Raw genomic sequence first — 20,525 nt, forward strand, 5'->3', positions numbered from 1 at the left:
CGACGATCCATATCGCTGCGATCAATCAGTGGCTGCGACACGGGTGAGGACGGGGCCCAACAGCCCGCCCTCCCCACTTCGAAACACTCCCTAGCTCCCGCGAGATTCGATGTGGCCGTTTGGCGGAACGGCCCGTCACCGGCCCGGCGGTGAACCACCGCCGGGCCGTTCTCAGCAATTACTCGGCGCGGGAACACCTTTGAAGCGCGCTTCCAGCCAACTGAGCGCGGACGGTACGCCGAGCACCGCGGCGGACAGATGGTCCGGGCTCGGGAATTTCTCGTATTGCACTCGCGCACCCGCGGCGCAATACCGCCGAACCGTAGCGTCGACCGACTCAACCGGGATGAGAGTGTCCTGCTCCGCCCGCCATTGGTAGCTCGGCGTGGCCGGGATGTCCTCGTAGAGTTCGAGGCTGTTCTCCTCGAGCACCTCGCGTGCGCGCTTGTCGTCGGCCAGTGAGTTCGAGGCCGCGACGTCCACGATGCCGCGGCCTGCGCCGACCAGCAGGATGTCGTTGGTGCAACTGTTGGCGATCCGATTGCGGACCGACAGCCCGAGCGAATTCAGCTGATCGCTCACCGGCAGCCGCGTCGGGTACTCACGCTCCAGCCCGAGGGCGGCGGCGAAAGCGAGACCGAACACCGCGTGCGGCGCGTAGCCGAGGCCCTCGATCATCTTGACCAGATTCATCGGCACCCCGCCCGAGGCGACCCCGACGAGCGACAGTTCCGGCGCGTAGGTCGGCGCCAGCGCGGCCGCCCACGCGCTCGCCATGCCTCCGCCGGAATAGCCGAGCAGGCCGACCGGGCTGTCCGCCAATCCGAGTTCGGCGACCCGCCGTGCGGCGCGGATGCCGTCCAGCGTGATCATGCCGCCGAGTTTGGCGGCGCCGTAGGCACTGGTGGGTCCGAGGTGGTCGGGGAGAGCGACCGACCAGCCGCGCAGCAGGAGGGCATTGAGCGCGGGCGCTTCGCGGATCGACAGGTTGGGGTCGCTGGTGTAGAGCACGCGCGACACCGTGCACTGGGTGCCGAGTGCGTTGATGATGTGCTGATAGGACAGCAGTGGCCTACCGGGGGTGGGATTCTGCGGCGTCAGCACGGTGGTGGTGGCCGCGATCGGCTCGCCCGCGGAGTTGGTGGAGCGGAATTTGATCATCGTGACCGTCGAGCCGGGAAACATCGGTAGCGCGGGCATCGGGCGGACGGCGAGGACGTCGCCAGGCGCGGCGTGGTCCAATCCCGCCGAAGCGGCGTAGAACGGATCCGGATCCGGTGCGGGGTAAATCGGTTGCGCCGCGGCCTGCGGTGTGATCACACAGAGGGCGGCCGCTGCGGTGGCGATGAATAATCGAAGCATGGTTTTCGTCGACTCCCCTTCATCACAACGTGCTGTTCAGTAACGCTGGTGTGCTGAAGCCGAATGCAGCCGGACACCGGTCGCTCGCGACCGATGCCCGGACCTGCACACTGTAGGGGACGATCGGGAAAAGCCGAGGTCGCCGCGCCGCCCGTCGACGGAGGGGCGCGCCGCGCGCCCGTCGGCTACCGTGACCCGGTGCTTTTGCTGGTCGTCGGCGTGGTCCTGCTCGGTGTGTTCGCGGTGCGATTCGGCAGGGACCGCAGGCGTCTGGGCCACGGGGTGTTCCTGCTCCTCGGGCTGGGGTTCGTCGGCGCGTGGGTGGTCGGCCGGATCATCGAGGGCGATCGCACGGTGGTGCTCGCGCCGCTGGTGGTGCTGCTGTCACCGCTGCTGGTGCTGGTGCTGGCCGGGTTGTCGATCGCCAACGGCGCGCAGTTGGTGCGCCGTGAGGGTTGGCGTCTTCCGAACCTGTTGCCGCTCGGACTCGGTATCGCCCTGTTGACGCCGTACGTGGTGCTCCTCCTGGCACTGCTGACCGAGAACATCTGGCTGGTAGTGCTTCTGGCGTCGCTCACGATGACGATCAGCTACGTCGGATTTCTGTTCGCGGCGTTCCTGTTGTATTCCCTGTGCTACGGACTGTTGCCCTACCGTCCCGGGATGGACGCGATCGTCGTGCACGGCGCCGGGCTGGTCGACGGTGAGGTGCCGCCGCTGCTGGCCGCGCGCCTGGATCGGGCGATCGAGGTCTACCGTGACGAAGCCGGTGCTGGGCGCGCCCCACTGCTGATCGCCAGTGGCGGTAGAGGAGACGACGAGGAGGTCTCCGAGGCGTCGGCCATGGGTGATTACTTGATCGACCGGGGCGTGCCGGAAGACCGCGTCGTGCTGGAAGACCGGTCGGGAACGACCGAGGAGAATCTGCTCTTCACCAAACGGCTGCTCGGCGAGCGCGGTCCCACTACGCGCATGGTGCTGGTGACGAGCAACTTTCACATGTTGCGCACGGCGATCCTGGCCCGCCGCCTCGACCTCGACGCCGAGGTGACGGGCGCCAAGACCGCCTTCTACTACTTGCCGAGCGCCTTCCTGCGCGAGTTCGCCGCGCTGCTGGTGGCCTACAAGTGGAGCAACGCGATCGTGGCCGCGGCGCTGGTGTCGCTTCCGCCGCTCGCCCTGCTGGCCACCCGCGGGTGACTCAGAAGCTCTTGTGCGGAACGCCTACGGTGAGACCGCCGTCCACCACGAACTCGGCGCCGGTCGAGTACGACGATTCGTCGCTGGCCAGGAACGTCACCAGCGCGGAGACCTCGGACGGGTCGGCGCCGCGGCCGAGCGGGATCTGGAGGAAGTCCTCCGGGATGTTCTCGGTCATCGGTGTACGGATCAAGCCGGGGTGCACGGAATTCACCCGGATCTTGTACTGCGCCAGCTCGAGCGCGGTGGATTTGGTGAGCCCGCGCACGGCGAACTTGGTGGCCGTGTAGCCGTGCAGGCCCGGGCTGCCGCGCATGCCTTCGACGGAGGAGATGTTGATGATCGAGCCGCCGCCTGCATCGATCATCGCGGGCGTAGCGGCCTGCATCCCGAGGAATGTGCCGGTGAGGTTGATGTCGATGATCCGTTGCCACTCGGCCAATTCGAACGCGACGAGCAGGTTGCCGTTCACGATGCCCGCGTTGTTCACCAGGACACTCAGCGAACCGAAGCGCTCCACCGCCGCGCCGACGGCTTTGCGCCAGTCTTCCGGCTCGCGCACGTCGAGGTGGACGTAGGCGGCGTTGTCGCCGAGTTCCGCGGCGACCGCGGCGCCCTCGTCGTCGAGCACGTCGCCCAGCACCACGCGCGCGTCCTCGGCGACCAGGGCCTTGGCGTGCGCCGCGCCCATGCCACGCGCTCCGCCGCTGATCAACGCCACCTTGCCGGTCAACCGCCCCATCCGGGGTACCTCCGTCTCTCGATCTGCCTGTAACACGTTACAGAAAATGCGCCTGGTGTCGACACGTCTCGCGACAGTAGCCCAGGCGGTCGCCGGTGACAGCGTGATCGACCGCGCGTCCCGGTGAGCGGGCCGTCGATGCCATTCCTGTGCGCCGCAGATATGGAACGTGTTCTAGAATTGCGGAGGTGTGACCACTCGGGAGGTGCGCTATGACGAACCCCGGCCGAAGCGTGACGCGGTTCGGCGGACGTTTGCGGGTGCCGGATATCGCCGAGGTGCCCGGTGGCCGCCTGGTCGAGCTGGCGGGTCGAGGCCGGACCTACGTGGTCGACATCCCGGGGCCCGAGCACGCGCCCGCGCTGGTGCTGCTGCACGCCACCGCCTGCACCGCGTACCTCACCTGGTTCCCGTCGCTGGCGGAGCTGGCCCGGCGGTACCGGGTCATCCTGTTCGACCAACGGTGGCACGGGCGCGGCATCCGCTCCGAGCGGTTCACCCTGGAGGATTGCGCCGACGACGTGGCGGCCGTGCTCGACGCGTTGGAGATCGACCGAGCCATCTGCGCCGGGTTTTCGCTGGGCGGAATCGTCAGCCTGCTGGCGGGACATCGCCATCCGGACCGAGTGAGCGGCCTGGTGCTGTGCGCGACGCCCTATCGGTTCCGCGAGAAATGGCGCGAGCACGCTTTTCACCGGACGTTCGGCGCTGTCGCCGCCGCTGTGGAGCAATACTCCTACCGCCGTGCCGAGAAGCTCGCGGGCCGTCTGCCCGAGCTTCCCGAGATCACGTGGGCGCCGGGACGCTTGGATCGCTGGGCGCTCGGCGAGTTCCGCAGCACCAGCGGGTGGGCGCTCACCCAGGTGCTCGCCGCGGTGGGGCGCTTCGACGCGACCGCGTGGTTGCCGGAGCTGACGATGCCGACGGCGGTGGTGATCACGACCCGAGATCGCGCGATTCCCGTCTATCGGCAGATGGAGTTGGCGACGATGATTCCAGGGGCGAGCAAGCATCTGGTCGCGGCCGGGCACGCGTCCTGTGTGCTGGAAGCCGATCGTTTCGTACCGGTGCTGCTCGAAGCCTGTGCGGCCGTCGCCGCGAAGATGTGACTCGGCGGGTCCCGTCCGGCAGCGGTGGCGGACCGGGACCCGGCGCTCAGCCCGACGTGCGTGCCGCGGCGAGCAATTCGGCGACCACGCCGGGAACGGCGTCGGCCAGCGCGGCGATGTCGGGCACCAATTCCTTGCAGGCGATGAATCCGAAATTCAGCTTGTCGTTGTTCGACAGCACGGTCACCGTCAGGCCCGCGCCGTGGAACACCGGTCCGAACGGGTACATCCCGTCCACCCGGATGCCGAGGAAGTACAGCGGCATCGGCGGACCGGGCACGTTGGACACCACCAAGTTGTGCACCACCGGGTGCTTCTCCGCCAGCTTGAGCGAGGAGTACATCCGTGCGGCGAGCCGGAATGTGTTCGGCGGGGCGTATTTCGACCAGTCCTGCAGGAAGTCGGCACCCATCACCTCGTGCTCTTCCTTGGCCCCCCGGTTGGCCTCGGCCACCTCGCGCAGGCGTTCCACCGGGTCGGCGAGGTCGGTGCCCAGCCGCGCGAACAGCGTGGACACCTTGTTGATCCCGGCCTTGTGCCGGGTCGACTCGTGCACGGACACGGGTACGGACGCGATGAGCGAGCGGTCCGGCAGCTCGTCGCGCCCGGCCAGATAGGCGCGCAGCGCACCGGCGACGACGGTCAGCACCACGTCGTTCACCTTGACGCCGAACGCGGAGCGGATCTCCTTGACGGCGTCGAGTTCGGCCTCGGTGAACGCGACGGCGCGGTGCGGGGTGATGGCGAGATTGAACGGCGTGCGGGGAGCGGAGAACGGGATGGCCATGCCCGTCTTGTTCTGGCGACGGCGCTGCGCGAAACCGGCGACTACGCCGACCGTTTTCGGCAGCATCCCGACGATGCCCGCTCGGGTCGGGAACTTCACCACCGCCTCGGCCAGCAATTGCCAGTCATTCGGTTTCGGCTCGGGGCGCCACTCCTGGTCGGGTACCTCCTTGGCGGCACCCGGCTCCAGATCGCACAGGTGCATCATCAGGTCGGCGCCGGTGATGCCGTCCACGGCGGCGTGGTGGTATTTGCAGACCACCGCGACCTTCCCGTCGTCGAGACCCTCCACCACGGACATCTCCCACAACGGGCGGTCGCGATCCATGGGGCGGCTGGCGATGTCCCCGACGAGTTCGGCCAGTTCGCGGCGTCCGGCCGGCGCCGCGATCGCGATGCGGCGGACGTGGTAGTCGAGGTCGAAATTCTCGTCCTCCACCCACACGGGATGGTCGAGGTTCAACGGCACCTCGTACACGCGGCGGCGCATCTGCGGAATCAGGGGAAGTCGCCGAGCCAGTTCGGCTTTGAAGCCGTCGAACGAGTAGCCGCCCGACGACGGGTCGAGGATCAGCAGCGCGCAGACGTGCAGATGCTGGGTCCCGGTTTCCAAGTAGAGAAAGCTGGCATCCAATCCGGTCAATCGTTCCATAGCAAAAGACTACTAGAACACGTTCTAATTTTGGGCCGGAAGCGGCAGGTGTGACGACTGTCGCGGGTGGTGTCACCGTACAGCGGTGCGTGACGCTTTTGTGTGTTACCGAAAGTTCCACGTATGTGTATGATCCTTGCTACGGATATGTAGGAATCGCGCGGCGACGCGGGTGCGTGAGGATCGAGGAGTATCGATGAAGCTACTTCGCAGGGCCGGGCGGCGGCCCGACATCGACCCGGGCGCCGTGGCGCTGCACGCCCGCAACGTGCGCTTCGACTGGTCGGACACGCCGCTGCGCTGGATGCCCGCCGAGCCCATCGCCTCGCATCTGATCAACTCGCTGAATCTCCTGCTGCCCGAAGGGGAGCGCATGTTCTGCGCCGCCTACGCCGAGGCGCTGCCGTACGTGCGGGACGAGCGGCTGCGGGAGGCGATGCTCGGGTTCATCGGTCAGGAATCGATGCACGCCGAGACGCACGACAAGGTGTTGCACGAGGTGCTCGCCGCGCACGGCATCGATCCCGAGCCCTATCTGCGGCACGCCGAGTATCTGTTCCGCCGCACGCTCGGGCCGAGAGATGTCGAAGGCGTCGCCGAACGGCAGGTGATGGTGGAGCGGCTGGCCTTCATCGCGTGCCTGGAGCACTTCTTCGCCTACCTCGGCGACTGGGTGCTCAACGCGGATCTGGAGCGGTTCGGCGCCGACCCGCGCATGGCCGACCTGTTCCGCTGGCACGGGGCGGAGGAGGTCGAGCACCGGCACGTCGCGCACGACGTGGCCGTGTACTTCGGGGCCGGATACGTGCGGCGCGCGGCCCTCATGCTGCTGGTGTTCCCCATCTTCCTGACGTTGGTGGTGCGCGGCACCAAGTTCCTCGTCCACCAGGACCGCGACCTGCCCGATTACGGCTATCCGGGGCTGCTGATGCGGGCCTTCGGTGCGATGTGGCGCGGCGCGTTGCCCGGCGTCCCCTCGCTGCTGTGGAGTGCGTTGAGCACGTTCAGGCCCGGCTACAACCCGGAGACGGTCGGCTCCACCGCTCAGGCGGTGGCCTATCTGGCAAAGTCCCCGGCGGCGCGGGCGATCGCCTCGTGAGGTCGCCGGTTCCCGATCAATTGCCCGCAGACCTGTTCGGCAGACGCGAGCGCGACCGCACCGTGCGGGTGCTCGACGCGGTGGCCTCGGCTCGACTGCGCTGGACCGCTCTGATCAATCGGCGCGATCCGCGGCCGAAGACGGACGATCGGCGGCTCGCGCTGGTGGTCACCGAGCGGCGGATCGAGGCGCACGACCAAGACGTGGTGAGCCTGCGGCTCGCCGCCCCCGACGGGCGCGCGTTGCCGCCCTGGCGTCCCGGCGCGCATCTCGACCTCGAGTTGCCTTCCGGCCGTTTGCGGCAGTACTCGCTGTGCGGCGACCCCGCGGACGTCCGCGCCTACCGGGTGGCGGTGCGCCGGATCCCCGAAGGCGGCGGTGGATCTGTCGAGGTGCACGACTGTCTTCCGGTGGGTTCGGCGATCGTGGTGCGCGGTCCGCGCAACGCCTTCCCGTTCGCCGTGCCCGGTCACGGATCCCCATCTGCGCGTTTGCATTTCGTGGCGGGCGGCATCGGTGTCACGCCGATCCTGCCCATGGTCAGGTTGGCGCACCGGCTGGGTATCGAGTGGTCGATGGTGTATACGGGGCGCAGCCGGGATACCTTGCCCTTCCTCGACGAGTTGGCGGGATTCGGCGACCGCGTCGTGGTCCGCACCGACGACGAACACGGTCTCCCCGATGCGGGCGCCCTGCTGCCCGGCGTCGGACCCGACACCGCCGTCTATTGCTGCGGTCCGGTGCCGATGATCACCGTCGTTGCCGATTCGGTGCGGGAAATCCCCCAGGTGGAACTGCATTTCGAGCGGTTCTCGCCACCGCCGATCGTGAACGGTAAGCCGTTCGAGATCGAATTCGCTTCCACGGGGGACGTCGTCGAGGTCGCCGCGGACCGCACCGCGCTCGACGCCATCCTCGCTTCCCGGCCCGACCGCCCGTACTCGTGCAGACAGGGATTCTGCCGCACCTGCAAGGTCCGGGTACTGGCCGGCGAACCCGACCATCGCGACAGCGTGCTCACCGACGCCGAGCACGAGGCGGGCGCGATGCTCGTCTGCGTCTCGCGCGCCGACGGTGGCCGCCTCGTGCTCGATCTGTGATCCGACCCGCCATTCGGCTGAGGAGAAACTCGATGACCACCACCGAAATCGCCGAACTCCCCGCGGTGGGACGCAGCGTGCGCAGCGGCGAATTCGACCTCGCCGTCTACGAATACGGCGACCCGGCCGCGGAAACCATTGTGCTGGTGCACGGTTGGCCGGACACCCATCACCTGTGGGACGCCGTTGTGCCGCGACTGGCTCGACGCTTCCACGTCGTCGCCTACGACACCCGCGGGCACGGACGCTCCACCCGCACGCGGCGCACCGCCGACTTCCGGCTCGACCGCCTGGCCGCGGACTTCTACGCGGTCGCCGACGCGGTCAGCCCCGATCGGCCCGTACATGTGCTCGCCCACGACTGGGGTTCGGTGCAGGTATGGGAAGCGGTGTGCGAGCCCGGCGCGGCCGCCCGGATCGCGTCGTTCACCTCCGTCTCGGGACCGAACCTGGACCACGTCGGCAAATGGATCCGCGACCGGCTGACGCGTCCGACACTGCGCAACGTGTGGCAGCCGTTCACCCAACTGCTGTCCTCGGCATACACCTTCTTCTTCATGACCCCCGGGCTGCCGCGCGCCACATTCGGACTGGTAGGGACCGAACGCCTCTGGCGGCGGGTCGTCGCGCTGATGAACGAGACCGAGCCGTCGAACGTGCGTCTCGGCCCCACCTTTCGCGCCGACATCGTCGACGGCCTGCTGATCTACCGCGCGAACATCGTGCAGCGCATGCTCGCCCCACGCGAGCGGCGCACCGAGGTGCCGGTGCAGCTGATCGTCGCCGGACGCGACGTCGCCGTGCGACCCGCCGGATTCGACGACGAACACAAGTGGTCCGAGCGGCTGTGGCGGCGGGACGTCCCCGCCGGGCACTGGATGCCGTTCTCTCATCCGGAGTTGCTGGCCACCGCGACCACCGAACTGATCGACACCCTCGGCGGCTCACCGGCGCCCCGGACCCTGCGCCGCGCCGAGGTGGGGCGGACCGGGCGGCCGTTCGATGATCGACTTGTGGTCATCACCGGCGGTGGCAGCGGCATCGGGCGCGCGACCGCGCTCGCCTTGGCCCGTCGCGGCGCGGAGATCGTCGTCTCCGACATCGATCCGGCGGCGGCGAAGGAGACCGCCGAGCTGATCGCCGCCGAACACGGTGCGGCGCACGCCTATCCGCTCGACGTCGCCGATGAAGGCGCGATGCGCGCGCACGCCGAGGCGGTGCTGGCGACCCACGGCGTCCCGGACATCCTGATCAACAACGCGGGGATCGGTCAGGCCGGTGGATTCTTCGAGACGTCGGCGGAGGAATTCGACCGGGTGCTGCGGATCAACCTAGGCGGGGTGGTGAACGGCTGCCGCGCGTTCGGTCCGGCCATGGCCGAGCGCGGTCTCGGTGGACACATCGTGAACCTGTCGAGCATGGCGGCCTACAGTCCGCAGCAGGGATTCAGCGCCTACGCCACCAGCAAGTCGGCGGTGTTCATGTTCTCCGACTGCTTGCGAGCGGAAGTCGCCGGTCGCGGCATCTCGGTGCACACCATCTGCCCCGGCATCGTGCACACCGACATCGTGCGGCGCACTCGGTTCTCCGGCGTCAGCGCGGAGGAGGAGAAGCGCAAGCAGGAGCGTTACGACAACCTGTACCGGATGCGGCGCTACGGGCCGGAGAAGGTGGCCGAGCGGATCGTGCGCGCGGTGCAGCGGGATCGCGGCATCGTGCCGGTGACGCCGGAAGCCCACTTGCAGTACCACTTCGGCCGGTTCGCGCCCGGCGTCGTCCGATTCCTGGCGGCGCGGGTGAAGCTGACCTGAGATCAGGAGGCGAGAGTGCGGGCCAGCTCCGCCTCGACGGCCACGACCCGATCGGCGTCGATGCCCCACGGGTGCTCGACACCGACCCGCCGGTCCAGATCCCACAGCACGCATTCCTCGCCGGGAGCCGCCACGAACGACCACGCGACCACGGTGCGGCCGAGCTGTTCGTCCATGGATCCGTGCGCGGGGTTCGCCGGCCCGGCGCCTTCCGGGAAGTGGTGCAGGAAGCGGCCGTAGGCCCTCGCGCAGAAATCGGCGTAGCGCGTGGTGCACAGGATGAATCCGTGCCATGCCTCGTCGACCGCGTGTGACGGCATGCCGATCACCTGGTTGTCACGCATGGCCGCGCCGCAGCACAGCAGCCACTGGCGCAATCCCTTGTCCACCAATTCCCGTGGCTGCCAAGGGCAGGTCTTGTAGACTGCCTCGGGCAGTTTCAGCGCGTCGACGGCGGCGCGTACGGTCGCCAGGTCGACCTCGCGCACCGGGTTTCGACGGAACCTGAAGTTCACCACAGTTCACTGTACGTGCGCGCCGATGTGCCGCTACCGTTCTGACATGAGCGCACTCATCTTTCTGATCATCCTGTTGATGGTGCTGCTCCTCGTGGCGGCTCCGATCATCGCCGTAGTCGCCATCATCCGTTCGCAGCGCAACCGCTATCAGCCGCCGCCGTACGGTGCGTGGCGCGGTGGGCCCCGAAGCGGCGGATATTACGAGGGGGGTTCCACAGATCCGTTCTGGGCGGCCGGCGGAGCCGGTCTGATCGGCGGGTCCGACCAGCCGAGCGGCTGTGGCGGCGGGCATCAGCACCACCACGGCCATCATCACCACGGCAGCAGTTGCGGCGGGGGAAGCGGTTGCGGCGGCGGGAGCAGTTCCAGTTGCGGCGGCGGCAGTAGTTCCAGTTGCGGCGGGGGCAGCAGTTCCAGCTGTGGTGGTGGCAGCAGCTCCAGCTGCGGCGGCGGTTCCTGACGCATCATTTGACCTCAACACGACTTCAGGTTCCATGCTGATCTTCGTCCGAAGACGGCAAGGAACGACGAAGGGTGTGTGACATGCGGGCTGTGCAAGCCGGTGAGTTCGGTGGACCGGAAGTGCTCGTGGTTCGGGAGCTGCCGGATCCGGTGGCGGGACCAGGGGAGGTGGTCGTCGACGTGGCCGCCGCGGATGTGATGTTCCTGGACACCAGGCTGCGGAGCGGTTGGGGAACCGACTTCTTCGCGATCGAGTTGCCCTATGTGCCCGGCGGCGCGGTCGCCGGGGTGGTGGCGTCGGTCGGTTCCGGCGTCGATTCGTCCTGGATCGGCAAGCGGGTGTCGACGCCCACCGCGGCCAGCGGCATCGGCGGCGGCCTGCCGATCGGCGGATATGCCGAGAAAGCGCTGGCCAAGGCGGATACGCTGACTGCCTTGCCGGAGGGGCTGACCGCGACGCAGGCCGTCGCGCTGGCCCACGACGGTCGAACCGCGCTCGCGGTGTTCGACCATGCCGCCGTCCAGCCTGGGCAATGGGTCCTGATCACCGCCGCGGCCGGTGGGCTCGGTGTGCTGCTGATCCAGCTCGCCCGTGCGGCGGGCGCGCACGTCCTCGCCGCCGCACGTGGCGCCGCCAAGCTGGAACTCGCCGAGCGGCTCGGCGCGACCGCGGTGGTCGACTACTCCGCGCCCGACTGGGCGGCGAAGGCGCGCGCCGCGACCGGGGGAGCGGGCGCGCACGTGGTGTTCGACGGCGCGGGCGGCGCGCTCGGCGAGGCGGCGCTCACGGTTGCCGCTGATGGCGGGCGTTTTTTCGGATACGGAGCCGCCGCAGGCCAATTCGCCGTACTGAACCAGGAAACCGCCGCGGCGCGCGGCATCAGCGTCTACGGGCTGTTCGACATCACCGGCGCGGACATCGATTGGCAGGCGATCGCCCGGCGCGCTCAGGAGGAGGTCGTCGCGGGACGCCTCGAGGTCGTCATCGGTCAGATCTTCCCGCTCGACCAGGCCGACCGGGCGCATGCCGCCATCGAGTCGAGGGCGGCGCTCGGGCGCACTTTGTTAACAGTGTGAACAAACCGGCGAACTGGACAATCGACGTAGTGCGCTGCCCCGGCGACGGCGCTAGGGTGCCGGGGTGGAAACTGTGCTCGTCGTCGCAATCGTCATCGTGGTCCTCGGCTTCGTGGTAGCTGTCGTCCAGTTCGCCAGCAGGCCGCCGAAGGAAGCCGAGCCATGGGACGACCATGACGACGCCGAGGACGACTGGGACGAGGACTACCGCGAGGGCTGACCCCGCTACGCCGGGGTCAGCACCACGATCGCGATGGGCCGCTTGGTCAGCTTTTGATAGGCGCTGTAGCGCCCCTTGTTCACCTCGTCGACGAGCGCCCACCGCCGCGCGTACTCGGGATCATCCGGCAGCGTCGCCCGGGCCCGCACCGTCAGTTTCCGCCGTCCGACCTGGATTTCGCACTCCGGTCGGGCCTTCACGTTCGCCAGCCATCCTGGCGGCCGCGGCGATCCGCCGTTGGACGCCGTCACCAGATAGTCCGCACCGTCGCGCGCGTACGTCAGCGCCGAGGTTCGTTCCTTGCCGGACTTGCGTCCCACCGTCCGCAGCAGCAGCGTCGGATTCCCCAGCAGCAGCCGATGCCCCACCAGCCCACCGCTCTTCTCGTACACCCACTGATGCGCCTTCAGCACCTTCGTGAACAGACCGGCCATACCTGACCCTCCAGTAAGTTTCCGACCCACCCACCCTAGGTCACTCCAGCCGACTGGTCCGGAACCCACCCGACCCGGTAGCATCCCCAACGCTCGCGGTTCCCCGCGGCACGGGGCGGTAGCTCAGTCGGTTAGAGCCGTGGACTCATAATCCATTGGTCGCGGGTTCGAGCCCCGCCCGCCCCACAAATGGCCTCTGATCTGCGGAAACGTCGAACTCGACAGCCGAGTTGATCCAGAACAACGCTCCGACAGCAATGTATTTTGCCGGTAGAATCCGGACATGGGGCTGGATCTTGACGACATCCGAGAGCTTGCGGAGGACTTCGCGACGGAGCTGCGTCGCAAGAACCGGAGCAAGTACACGATCGACGGCTACCTGACGCGGATCAGGTACTTCGCCGCCTATCTTCAGGAGCGCGACCTGCCGACCACGGCGCCGGACATCACTCGCGCCCACATCGGCAGCTACATCGAGGACTTGCTCACGCGGCCCAATCAGCGCAGTGGCGAGTTGTTGTCGCCGGAGTATGCGCGGGGTCAGTACCGATCGTTGCAACAATTCTTCAAGTACCTCGCGGCTGAAGAGATCATCGACGCGAATCCCTTCGACAAGATGAGCCCGCCCGCCGTCCCTGATCAGCAGGTGCCCGTGCCGAGCATGGACGCGGTGAAAGCTCTTCTCGCAGAGTGCGATGGCGCAGATTTCGCCGACCGACGCGACAACGCCATCATCCGGTTGTTCGCCGACACCGGGGTGCGGTGCGGCGAACTCGCACCGCTCGAGGTGGACTCGCTCGACTTCAACGAAAACACAGTGCTGGTGATCGGCAAAGGCGGCCGACCGCGGACGTGTCCGTTCGGCGACAAGACCCGAACCGCGCTGCGGAGATACCTCCGGGTCCGTGCGAAGCATCCGGGTGCGAAGAACGACAATCCAGCTCTGTGGCTCGGTTACCGCGGAGTGATGACCGATTCCGGTATCCGCCAGATGCTCGAGCGTCGATGCGACGCGGCCGGCATCGAACGTCTGCATCCTCATCAGCTCCGTCACTTCTTCGCGCATACCTGGCTCGACAGCGGTGGCCAGGAGCAAGACCTGATGATGCTCGCCGGATGGCGGTCCCGTCAGATGTTGTCCCGTTATGGCGCCGCGGTCGCGGACAGTCGAGCGAAAGCAGCGCACCGCCGGGCGCGGCTGGGCGACAAACTGTAGGCCGTCCGGACGGCGCAGCCGGGGGCAACAGCAGGTCATGCGGCAAGGCGATACGGTTGCCTGTATGACCGATGACTTCGTTGCGTGGGCTGCGCAGCTGGCACGGGACAATCTCGTCGGCATGTCTCGGCGGTGGCGGCACGTCCAAGGCGTTGCTCGGCATGCTCAGCAGGCCGTTGATGTGGTTGACGACGGCGACCTATTGGTAGCTGCGGCGTGGCTGCATGACATCGGCTACGCGCCGTCGATCCGCGAGACCGGATTTCATCCGGTTGATGGCGCCGAGTTCCTGCGGCGTGAGGGCGCGCCGGAGCGATTGTGCGCTCTCGTCGCCAACCATTCGTGTGCTTGTGTCGAGGCGCGCAACCGCAATATCGAGATCAGCTGGCCGGATGAGCAGACAGCACTGCGCGACGCGCTGTGGTGGGCGGATATCACGACGACCCCAACCGGTGAGACGACGGATGTGCTCGGTCGCATTGCCGAGGTCCGCGAACGGTACGGCCCGGATCATGTCGTATCTAGGTCGTTGGCTGAGGCCGCGCCTGAGCTGATCGAAGCAGTTGACCGTACCGAGAAGCTGTTGCGTGAATAGTCAGCTGTTCATCGTCTGTCACGTGTAATACGGCCGCGCTGAAGGAGTCAGGCCCCGCTCAATACGAAGCGCGATCGACGGATGGACGTCCAGAGAAGAAACATCGCTCGGTGCAACCCATCTGACTTCCTTCGACTCCGAACTGGTTCGGAGTTCGCCTCCGATTGGGTCGGCGCGAAAGCAGATCGAGAACTCTTGACGGACTTCACCATCGTCGTATGCGATGACGTGCTCCGGATTCGAGAATATTCCGATGAGGTCGGTCACTTGGACGTCGATCCCGGTTTCCTCTTTGACCTCTCGTACGAGCGCCTGTGTCACCGTCTCGCCCGCTTCGAGCCCGCCCCCAGGGATCGAATAGTGATCATTGTCGGTGCGGTGGATCATCAGGATTCTGCCCTGTGAATCGCGCACAAATGCACTAACGGCGACCTTGACGCTGTTCGGCGTGGGCGCGTCCGGGTCATGGAAATAGTCGGTCCGGGCCATGAACGATCACCTTTCGGGGGTCGCGTTCGACCATACGTGCTCGAAGCTGGTCATATATGTCTCGAACATGTCGCCAGCGGGCAACTGGCGCAGATGAAGCGCGGGGGCGTGCGCACCCGGCAGCCCGTAGACGTGCATGTTTACGATCATCTCGTTGTCGAATCGGAACACCGAGTTGTAGAGCGTCGTGTCGTGGTATCGAAGTTCGACGCCGTCGATCTGGGCCAGCGGCTCGATCAGTGCCAGTGCGTTGTTGATACGCGAGGGGACGGTGCCTGCCGCCAGGCGTTCCTCGGCGCTCCGCTTGTCGGCTTCCGCCGCGGTCGGGCGACCGAACAGCAGTCGAACCGTCAGCCCGTCGCGTGTCTTCTTGCGCAGGGTTCGTGTGAATTCGGGCTCCTCGGCAAGGAACAAGCCCGCGAGTACGAGGACGTCGAGTTGTTCGCTCGTGCTCGACAGCAGCCGCTTCCACAGGTCGCTTGGAATTGCACTGCGGTGTGGGTAGACCGTCAGGACTTCTGATTGTGCGACCTCGACCTTCCGTTCTGGCGCGAGAGCGTCAGGCCACAAGTAGTTCTCGGTTTCTCCGACTAACGCGGCGACGGCATGCCGGTGCTTCGGGTAGGGCACGCGGCCCTTCGTGATCCACCGTTCGACGGTCTTTGGCTCCACACCGGCCTTGTCCGCGACGTCCGGGATGTCGAGGCCAGCCTGCTGCATCGCATTGCGAAGGCGTTCGTTCGCCATTTCGCCTCCAATTCTGGGGACGTCTAGGGACTTCTTCAACGGTACCTGAGACGTCTGGACAAGTCCACCTATGCGGTGCTTACGCTCGAATTTTCGGCGAAAAGTGAGGAACTGCAACGTATTTCCCACTTTTCGAAGGAGCGGGCATTGATGGACAAGGCTTCTACTGAGGCCCGGAATCTGATCAGCCTCAAGACCGCGGCGGCGCTCGTCGACGTCGACACGAAGACGATTCGAAACTGGATCGCGGCCGGTGATCTCAACGGATTCAGGGTGAACGGACGCCTGCTGCGGGTCGAGCGTGACGAGCTGCTGGCGCTGATTCGGCCCGCCGCGACCGTCATCCACGGCGGTGTGGCATGAGCACCCCGGTCGAGCGGACATTGCAGGCGCGGATCGCCGCGCACGAGTCCTGGGCGAAAACTTCCGATCGCGCAGCGCGCACCGCGAAGGCGCGGGCGGCGATGGCGAGCAAGTTCGACCGCATTGTCGACCCGGATGGGCTGTTGAGCCCGGAGGAGCGCGCGTACCGCGCTGATCAGGCTCGGAAGGCTCATTACACGCGGCTCGCGTTGAAGTCTGCGCAGGTCCGCCGCCGTCGCGGTCGAGACCGCAAGGGCGGTGAGTGCTGATGCGGGCGCGGACGTTCGGTCTGGCGGTTGCCGCCATCGCGGTCGGCTACCTCGTGCTGACGGCGCCTGAGGTTGTCGGTTTCACGGTGATGTCTCTGGGCGTGATCGCGTTCTGGCGGACGTCGCGGCGATGGAAGGTCCGGCGATGAGCGCGCCGTGGCGGCAGGACCAGCCTGTTCAGGGGTACACGGTCACGCATTTCGACCGCCGTGGTGGTCACAACCCGTTGCATTCGATGGCCGGGCCGGAGTTCACCGGCACGGGTGCGGTGTTCGCGCCGCTGGGGCTGTTGCCGCCGGTGGTTCGGCTGGCCGCGTTCGGTGTGTTGCTGCTCATCGGGATGGGCGGGTGCACGGCGGCGTGGATCGATCAGCAGCACTATGTGCCGTCGCCGAACATCTGCCGCCCGGTGGACGCCGGGGTTCCGGCGGAACCGGCGGGGTCGTGTGTGCCGCGGTCGCAGCTGCCCGAGGGGGCGGCACGGTGAGCGCACAGGACCGCCGCCGCGAGCGGGCGGAGCTGGAGGCCGAGAAGGCCCGCTTGGATCTCGTTCACGGTGTGCTGGCCGACATGGTGTTCTCCGCTGGCGATGTGTCGGAGGCGAAGGGATACCGCGACAACGACTTCGAGATGTCGAGGGCGCAGCACGTCGGTGAGCATCAGGCGCAGGTTCACGCCGAGCGGACTGCGGTGTGGGACCGGTTGCTCGACTACCGCCATGGTCCGGCGTTGGCGGCGAAGATGCGCGCACAAGTCGCGGCTGATCGGGACCGTCTGCGGCGGGAGCGTTCCCGCGGGATCGAGCGTTCGCGATGAGCCGTTTTCACGATCCGGATGGCAAGCGGTTCGGTGTCCCGACCTGGCCGTGGGGGTTGGCGCCGCAGCATCTGCGGACGCGCCGCCAGCTGGCCCGGGAGGGCAAGAGCCCTGGTGGTGAGTACGAGGCGCAGGTGCTGCGTGCTCGGGGTGGTTCGCGAGGACCGCTGAAGGCGCACCTGTACGACGCGGAATCAGCAGTGCCGAAACGAGTTTCGAGTGAGGCGCAGCTGGAGGCATTGCAGCTGGCGCGGTGGACGCGCTCGGCGATGGCTGCGGAGCGGCGAGGGGTGGATGCGACGGAGATGCGTGAGTTCATCGCGCAGGCCCGCGCCGATATCGCCGAGCGCCGCCGCGCGGCCGGTCACAGCCGCGGCTCGCGGCAGGGAAGGGAGCGAACCCGATGAACCACAACAAGGAGAGTCACGGTGCGGATCTCGACGAGTCCATCACCGCGTTGCGCGCCTCGGGAATGGGCTACCAGAAGATCGCCCGCACCCTGGGCATCCGTGCCCGCCGGGTGGAGGTGGCGCTCGGGGAGGTCACGCGATTGCACGGTCGCGGGCTCAGCCAGGCCGAGATCGGGCGTCGAGTTGGGCTGCCTCGCACCACCGTTCAGGCTCTCATCCCCGACCGGCCGCAGCGGTCGACAGCGCGGAAGACATCGGTGTTGGCGGCGTTGTCGGAGATGAACGGGATGCAGCGGGACACCTTGGGCTGGTTCCTGGGGATGGAGCGCAACCACGTGTACGCGCTGGTCGCCGACCTCGTCCGCGACGGCGACGTGTACGAGCCGGAAGAGGTTCAGGCGGGTGAGAAATGGGTGGTGCCCACCCGCGTGACCGCGGCCCGCTTCTTGGGTTGGCGGCCCAGTGATTGGCGTCCGCGGTTGGCATTGGCCGAGCACTACCGGGCAGTGGCGCAGGCACGGGTGATGCTGGTCGGTTCCGATCCGCAGCTGTGGGTGTCAGAGCGGGTGCTGCGCCACCGTGTGCAGTCCGCCGAGGGCGGACCGCGGTCGAAGACCCCGGTGCCGGTGTCGACCGGCCGCGAGCCGCAACTGGGGCGCACCCACATCCACGACGGCCGGTTCCTTGGTGCTCGGGAGGGTGTCCACGGCTGGTGGGCGCTGGAGGTCGAGCTGTCCAAGAAGCAGCCGGAACACATGGACATCGCGTTGCGGGGCGCGATCCGCGCCGCCCGTGACAGCGACGTCGAACCGATGGTCGGCGTGCTCTACCTGTGCCGGTCCCGAGCGGTCCGCGACAACGTCAACGCCGCTTCGGATCGACTGCCAGACCACGAGTTCGGACGGCTGGAACTGCATCTGGTGGTCAGCGATTTCGACGCGGAATGGGCCGCGTGGCTCGAGAAGTACGCGCAATTGCGCGAGGCCAGCAAGGCGGCGAGCCCGAATCGTCGGCGCCGCAACCTCATTCATCTCTCCCAGCAGGAAGCATCATGAGCAATCCGAACTGCCAGCCGATTCTCACCCCCCACGATTGCGGCCCCTTCGGTGCCTCGCAGGTACCCGCATCGCCGGAGCAGACCGCCCCGCTAGTGCAGCCGGGCGCGGGTAGCGGCCCGCAGGCGCCGCCGGTTCGCCACGTCGAAGGCTGGGATCTGCCGACGCTGGACTTGTCCGCGGTCGGTGACGCGGCCTCGACAGCGACGGTGTGCGGTGTCGTGATCGTGGCGATGCTGGTCATGATCGTGGCCGTCGCGGCGCGCTGGCCGTTGGCGCCGCACCGGTTGCGCAACTTCGCGATCGGCTCTCTGCTGCTGCCCGCGGCGTCGGCGATGGCCGGCGGATCGTGGATCACCCCCGCCTCTCTGTTGTGGTCAGGTGCGGCACGGGTCGCCGAGGGCGACCTGGGCGGGCTGCGCACGATGGTCGTGCTCGGTGCCCCGGTGGCCGCGCTGGCGGCGACGTACTGGTGGGCGTCGTTCGTGCACAAGACCAACACGGTCGGGTTGAAGAACCTGGGCCGCACCGAGCGGGTGCAGGCGGCGCTGGCCGCGCGGCAGTTCGCCGGGGCCGCCCGGGTGGCGCGGTCGGTCGGTGCTCCGTTCACCACAACGGACGGGATCGTGCTGGGGCCGCTGGCGGACCGACGCTCGGCACACCCTCTCGGTGTGTGGTCGGAGCTGACCGCGCGGCATCAGGCGTGGATGGTGGTGCCGCACAAGGAAGCGCGCCGCCAGATGGCCGCCTTCGGCACGACCGGGACGGGCAAGACGGAGCTGCTCAAGCGGTACGCGGTCGGGATGCTCGAATACGAGTGGAACGCCTGGCAGCGGTGGAAGGACGTGCCGGGCATGCGGGGCAAGCACCCACGCCCGCTGCTGGTGGTCGTGTCCTGTAAGGGCGGCAACGACGACAAGGTTCTCGGCCACGAGTTGCGCGAGATCGCCCAGCGCCGCGGTATCGCCGCCGACCGCATCGCCGAAGTTCCCCACGGCGCCCGACTGAACGTGTGGGCTATGCGCGCCCGCGACCAGCGCGCCGTACTCGGCGACATGCTCAACGCCGGACAGGCGTCGACCTCGGAAGGCCAGCACTTCGACGAGCTGCGCCGCCGCATCGTCTCCCTCGTCGTGGACGCCCCGGCCGGGCCGCCCCGCTCGAGCCGGGAATTCTTGCAGCGCTTGAATCCCGAGACGCTGCTGGATCTGTGGGGCAACGCCCCGGACGTGAAGCGGATGGTCGAAGCCCTCCAATCGGAGAAGGTCGACCAGCTCGCCGACATGCTGATCAAGGCATCCAACCTCTTCGACAGCCTCCAGGGTGAGGACGGGCGGATGGTGTTCGACGACGGCGTCGACCTCGACGACCTCGACGTGCTCTATGTGACCGTGCCCGGCCTGGACAAGGACGCCGCCCGCGCCCAGGTCGCCGCCATCCTGCGGATGCTGATGCAGCGCGCGGCCCGCACCGCCAAGGACCAGCGTCGCAGCGTCACCCTGATCATCGACGAGCTGAGCGCGCTCACCACCAGCCAGGGCTCGATCGGGCTGGAAGAGGTGTGCGAGCGGGGCCGCTCCCAAGGCGTGAGCGTGCTGTTCGCCGCCCAGAGCCCCGAGGGGGTCGCCGGGGATCAGTGGGCGCTCGATCGGATCTTAAAGTCCTGTGCGGGTGGAGTGCTGCTCGGCTACGTCGAGAACGCCGGAGAGCTGTGCAAGCACTTCGGGTCGGTCCGGCACATGCTGCCGTCTCGGCACCTGATCAAGGGCCAGCGCACCGGCGACGAAGGACAGGTCTCCGTCGGCGAGAAGTGGCTGGTCGACCCCGACCGCGTCCGCCAGTTCGACACCGGCCAATTCGTCTACGCCAAGGCCGGACGCGCCCAGTTCGGGCACGTCGTGCCCGTCGACCCCGCCACCGTGCGCCCCCTGCCCGGCACCACCGCTGCCGATCTCGAGGCCGAGACCGTCACCGCCGACGCGACCGCCTGAAC

Annotated in this window: 25 protein-coding genes and 1 tRNA gene; 18 read left to right on the forward strand and 8 right to left on the reverse strand. The window is 67.6% G+C overall.

Translation table 11 applies throughout. The features are described 5' to 3' along the window. Window positions 1–171 precede the first annotated feature (171 nt). Entirely contained in the window at window positions 172–1,362 is a 1,191-nt protein-coding gene (locus ACIHAX_RS28300) for a lipase family protein (RefSeq protein ID WP_397280497.1), read from the reverse strand. A 198-nt stretch (window positions 1,363–1,560) separates the two neighbouring features. Here ACIHAX_RS28300 and ACIHAX_RS28305 point away from each other — a divergent pair, with 198 nt between their 5' ends. Beyond that, on the forward strand, window positions 1,561–2,562 hold the full coding sequence (locus ACIHAX_RS28305; protein ID WP_356964953.1) for a YdcF family protein: 1,002 nt from the start codon (window positions 1,561–1,563) through the stop codon (window positions 2,560–2,562). 1 nt (window position 2,563) lies between these two features. On the opposite strand, the gene ACIHAX_RS28310 is transcribed toward ACIHAX_RS28305, so the two are convergent. After that, window positions 2,564–3,304 (reverse strand): glucose 1-dehydrogenase, encoded by a 741-nt coding sequence (locus ACIHAX_RS28310; RefSeq protein WP_364427488.1) that lies wholly within the window; start codon window positions 3,302–3,304, stop codon window positions 2,564–2,566. A gap of 212 nt (window positions 3,305–3,516) precedes the next feature. Between ACIHAX_RS28310 and ACIHAX_RS28315 the strand changes: the two genes are divergently transcribed. Then, window positions 3,517–4,413 (forward strand): alpha/beta fold hydrolase, encoded by an 897-nt coding sequence (locus ACIHAX_RS28315; protein WP_397280500.1) that lies wholly within the window; start codon window positions 3,517–3,519, stop codon window positions 4,411–4,413. Between the two features lie 46 nt (window positions 4,414–4,459). Here the strand turns inward: ACIHAX_RS28315 and ACIHAX_RS28320 are convergent, their stop codons facing one another. After that, window positions 4,460–5,851, reverse strand: a complete 1,392-nt coding sequence (locus ACIHAX_RS28320; RefSeq protein ID WP_364427494.1) for a wax ester/triacylglycerol synthase family O-acyltransferase — start codon at window positions 5,849–5,851, stop codon at window positions 4,460–4,462. Window positions 5,852–6,047: 196 nt separating this feature from the next. Here ACIHAX_RS28320 and ACIHAX_RS28325 point away from each other — a divergent pair, with 196 nt between their 5' ends. The 3 genes from ACIHAX_RS28325 (at window position 6,048) to ACIHAX_RS28335 (ending at window position 9,861) form a co-directional block, all read left to right on the forward strand. Continuing rightward, window positions 6,048–6,950 (forward strand): metal-dependent hydrolase, encoded by a 903-nt coding sequence (locus ACIHAX_RS28325; RefSeq protein ID WP_397280502.1) that lies wholly within the window; start codon window positions 6,048–6,050, stop codon window positions 6,948–6,950. Between the two features lie 62 nt (window positions 6,951–7,012). Then, entirely contained in the window at window positions 7,013–8,050 is a 1,038-nt protein-coding gene (locus ACIHAX_RS28330) for a PDR/VanB family oxidoreductase (RefSeq protein WP_397280719.1), read from the forward strand. Between the two features lie 32 nt (window positions 8,051–8,082). Further along, a complete protein-coding gene (locus tag ACIHAX_RS28335; protein ID WP_397280504.1) occupies window positions 8,083–9,861 on the forward strand; it encodes an SDR family oxidoreductase in 1,779 nt (592 codons plus the stop codon). A gap of 2 nt (window positions 9,862–9,863) precedes the next feature. Here the strand turns inward: ACIHAX_RS28335 and ACIHAX_RS28340 are convergent, their stop codons facing one another. Both ACIHAX_RS28340 and ACIHAX_RS28345 read right to left on the reverse strand, forming a co-directional pair. Next, on the reverse strand, window positions 9,864–10,376 hold the full coding sequence (locus ACIHAX_RS28340; RefSeq protein ID WP_397280506.1) for a hypothetical protein: 513 nt from the start codon (window positions 10,374–10,376) through the stop codon (window positions 9,864–9,866). A gap of 315 nt (window positions 10,377–10,691) precedes the next feature. After that, entirely contained in the window at window positions 10,692–10,844 is a 153-nt protein-coding gene (locus tag ACIHAX_RS28345; RefSeq protein ID WP_174553193.1) for a hypothetical protein, read from the reverse strand. Window positions 10,845–10,922: 78 nt separating this feature from the next. Between ACIHAX_RS28345 and ACIHAX_RS28350 the strand changes: the two genes are divergently transcribed. Further along, complete coding sequence (locus tag ACIHAX_RS28350; protein WP_397280508.1) at window positions 10,923–11,918, forward strand: zinc-binding dehydrogenase; 996 nt, start codon at window positions 10,923–10,925, stop codon at window positions 11,916–11,918. A gap of 64 nt (window positions 11,919–11,982) precedes the next feature. Next, window positions 11,983–12,138, forward strand: coding sequence for a hypothetical protein (locus ACIHAX_RS28355; RefSeq protein WP_397280510.1), 156 nt, complete (start codon window positions 11,983–11,985; stop codon window positions 12,136–12,138). A 5-nt stretch (window positions 12,139–12,143) separates the two neighbouring features. On the opposite strand, the gene ACIHAX_RS28360 is transcribed toward ACIHAX_RS28355, so the two are convergent. Beyond that, entirely contained in the window at window positions 12,144–12,572 is a 429-nt protein-coding gene (locus tag ACIHAX_RS28360; protein WP_397280512.1) for a nitroreductase/quinone reductase family protein, read from the reverse strand. A 112-nt stretch (window positions 12,573–12,684) separates the two neighbouring features. Here ACIHAX_RS28360 and ACIHAX_RS28365 point away from each other — a divergent pair. The 3 genes from ACIHAX_RS28365 (at window position 12,685) to ACIHAX_RS28375 (ending at window position 14,383) form a co-directional block, all read left to right on the forward strand. Further along, window positions 12,685–12,758: transfer RNA gene (locus tag ACIHAX_RS28365), tRNA-Ile, on the forward strand. A 97-nt stretch (window positions 12,759–12,855) separates the two neighbouring features. Next, window positions 12,856–13,788: a tyrosine-type recombinase/integrase gene (locus ACIHAX_RS28370; RefSeq protein ID WP_397280514.1), complete on the forward strand. Its 933-nt coding sequence runs from the start codon at window positions 12,856–12,858 to the stop codon at window positions 13,786–13,788. A 64-nt stretch (window positions 13,789–13,852) separates the two neighbouring features. After that, window positions 13,853–14,383 (forward strand): HD domain-containing protein, encoded by a 531-nt coding sequence (locus ACIHAX_RS28375; protein WP_397280516.1) that lies wholly within the window; start codon window positions 13,853–13,855, stop codon window positions 14,381–14,383. 18 nt (window positions 14,384–14,401) lie between these two features. On the opposite strand, the gene ACIHAX_RS28380 is transcribed toward ACIHAX_RS28375, so the two are convergent. Together ACIHAX_RS28380 and ACIHAX_RS28385 are read right to left on the reverse strand one after the other, a co-directional pair. After that, window positions 14,402–14,872, reverse strand: a complete 471-nt coding sequence (locus tag ACIHAX_RS28380; protein ID WP_223517490.1) for an NUDIX hydrolase — start codon at window positions 14,870–14,872, stop codon at window positions 14,402–14,404. Window positions 14,873–14,878: 6 nt separating this feature from the next. After that, window positions 14,879–15,619, reverse strand: a complete 741-nt coding sequence (locus ACIHAX_RS28385) for a helix-turn-helix domain-containing protein (protein WP_397280519.1) — start codon at window positions 15,617–15,619, stop codon at window positions 14,879–14,881. Window positions 15,620–15,694: 75 nt separating this feature from the next. Between ACIHAX_RS28385 and ACIHAX_RS28390 the strand changes: the two genes are divergently transcribed. Genes ACIHAX_RS28390 through ACIHAX_RS28425 form a run of 8 tightly spaced genes read left to right on the forward strand, consistent with a single transcriptional unit; the run spans window position 15,695 to window position 20,523 of the window. Next, window positions 15,695–15,982 (forward strand): helix-turn-helix domain-containing protein, encoded by a 288-nt coding sequence (locus ACIHAX_RS28390; RefSeq protein WP_397280521.1) that lies wholly within the window; start codon window positions 15,695–15,697, stop codon window positions 15,980–15,982. Further along, window positions 15,979–16,251, forward strand: coding sequence for a hypothetical protein (locus ACIHAX_RS28395; protein WP_397280523.1), 273 nt, complete (start codon window positions 15,979–15,981; stop codon window positions 16,249–16,251). Before ACIHAX_RS28390 ends, ACIHAX_RS28395 begins: the two co-directional genes overlap by 4 nt. After that, the gene (locus ACIHAX_RS28400; protein WP_397280525.1) at window positions 16,245–16,400 is read left to right on the forward strand and encodes a hypothetical protein; all 156 of its coding nucleotides are present in this window, start codon (window positions 16,245–16,247) and stop codon (window positions 16,398–16,400) included. Before ACIHAX_RS28395 ends, ACIHAX_RS28400 begins: the two co-directional genes overlap by 7 nt. Further along, window positions 16,397–16,738, forward strand: a complete 342-nt coding sequence (locus ACIHAX_RS28405) for a hypothetical protein (protein ID WP_397280528.1) — start codon at window positions 16,397–16,399, stop codon at window positions 16,736–16,738. Before ACIHAX_RS28400 ends, ACIHAX_RS28405 begins: the two co-directional genes overlap by 4 nt. Beyond that, window positions 16,735–17,067: a hypothetical protein gene (locus tag ACIHAX_RS28410; protein WP_397280530.1), complete on the forward strand. Its 333-nt coding sequence runs from the start codon at window positions 16,735–16,737 to the stop codon at window positions 17,065–17,067. Before ACIHAX_RS28405 ends, ACIHAX_RS28410 begins: the two co-directional genes overlap by 4 nt. Further along, window positions 17,064–17,474 carry a hypothetical protein gene (locus ACIHAX_RS28415; RefSeq protein ID WP_397280532.1) on the forward strand — a complete coding sequence of 137 codons (411 nt, stop codon included), beginning with the start codon at window positions 17,064–17,066 and terminating at the stop codon, window positions 17,472–17,474. The genes ACIHAX_RS28410 and ACIHAX_RS28415 overlap by 4 nt, the downstream gene beginning before the upstream one ends. Continuing rightward, window positions 17,471–18,532, forward strand: coding sequence for a hypothetical protein (locus ACIHAX_RS28420; RefSeq protein WP_397280534.1), 1,062 nt, complete (start codon window positions 17,471–17,473; stop codon window positions 18,530–18,532). The genes ACIHAX_RS28415 and ACIHAX_RS28420 overlap by 4 nt, the downstream gene beginning before the upstream one ends. Further along, window positions 18,529–20,523, forward strand: a complete 1,995-nt coding sequence (locus ACIHAX_RS28425) for a hypothetical protein (protein ID WP_397280536.1) — start codon at window positions 18,529–18,531, stop codon at window positions 20,521–20,523. The genes ACIHAX_RS28420 and ACIHAX_RS28425 overlap by 4 nt, the downstream gene beginning before the upstream one ends. Window positions 20,524–20,525: the final 2 nt, after the last annotated feature.

Origin of the sequence: Nocardia sp. NPDC051929 (assembly GCF_044548645.1) — a bacterium.
GTDB lineage: Bacteria > Actinomycetota > Actinomycetes > Mycobacteriales > Mycobacteriaceae > Nocardia > Nocardia sichangensis.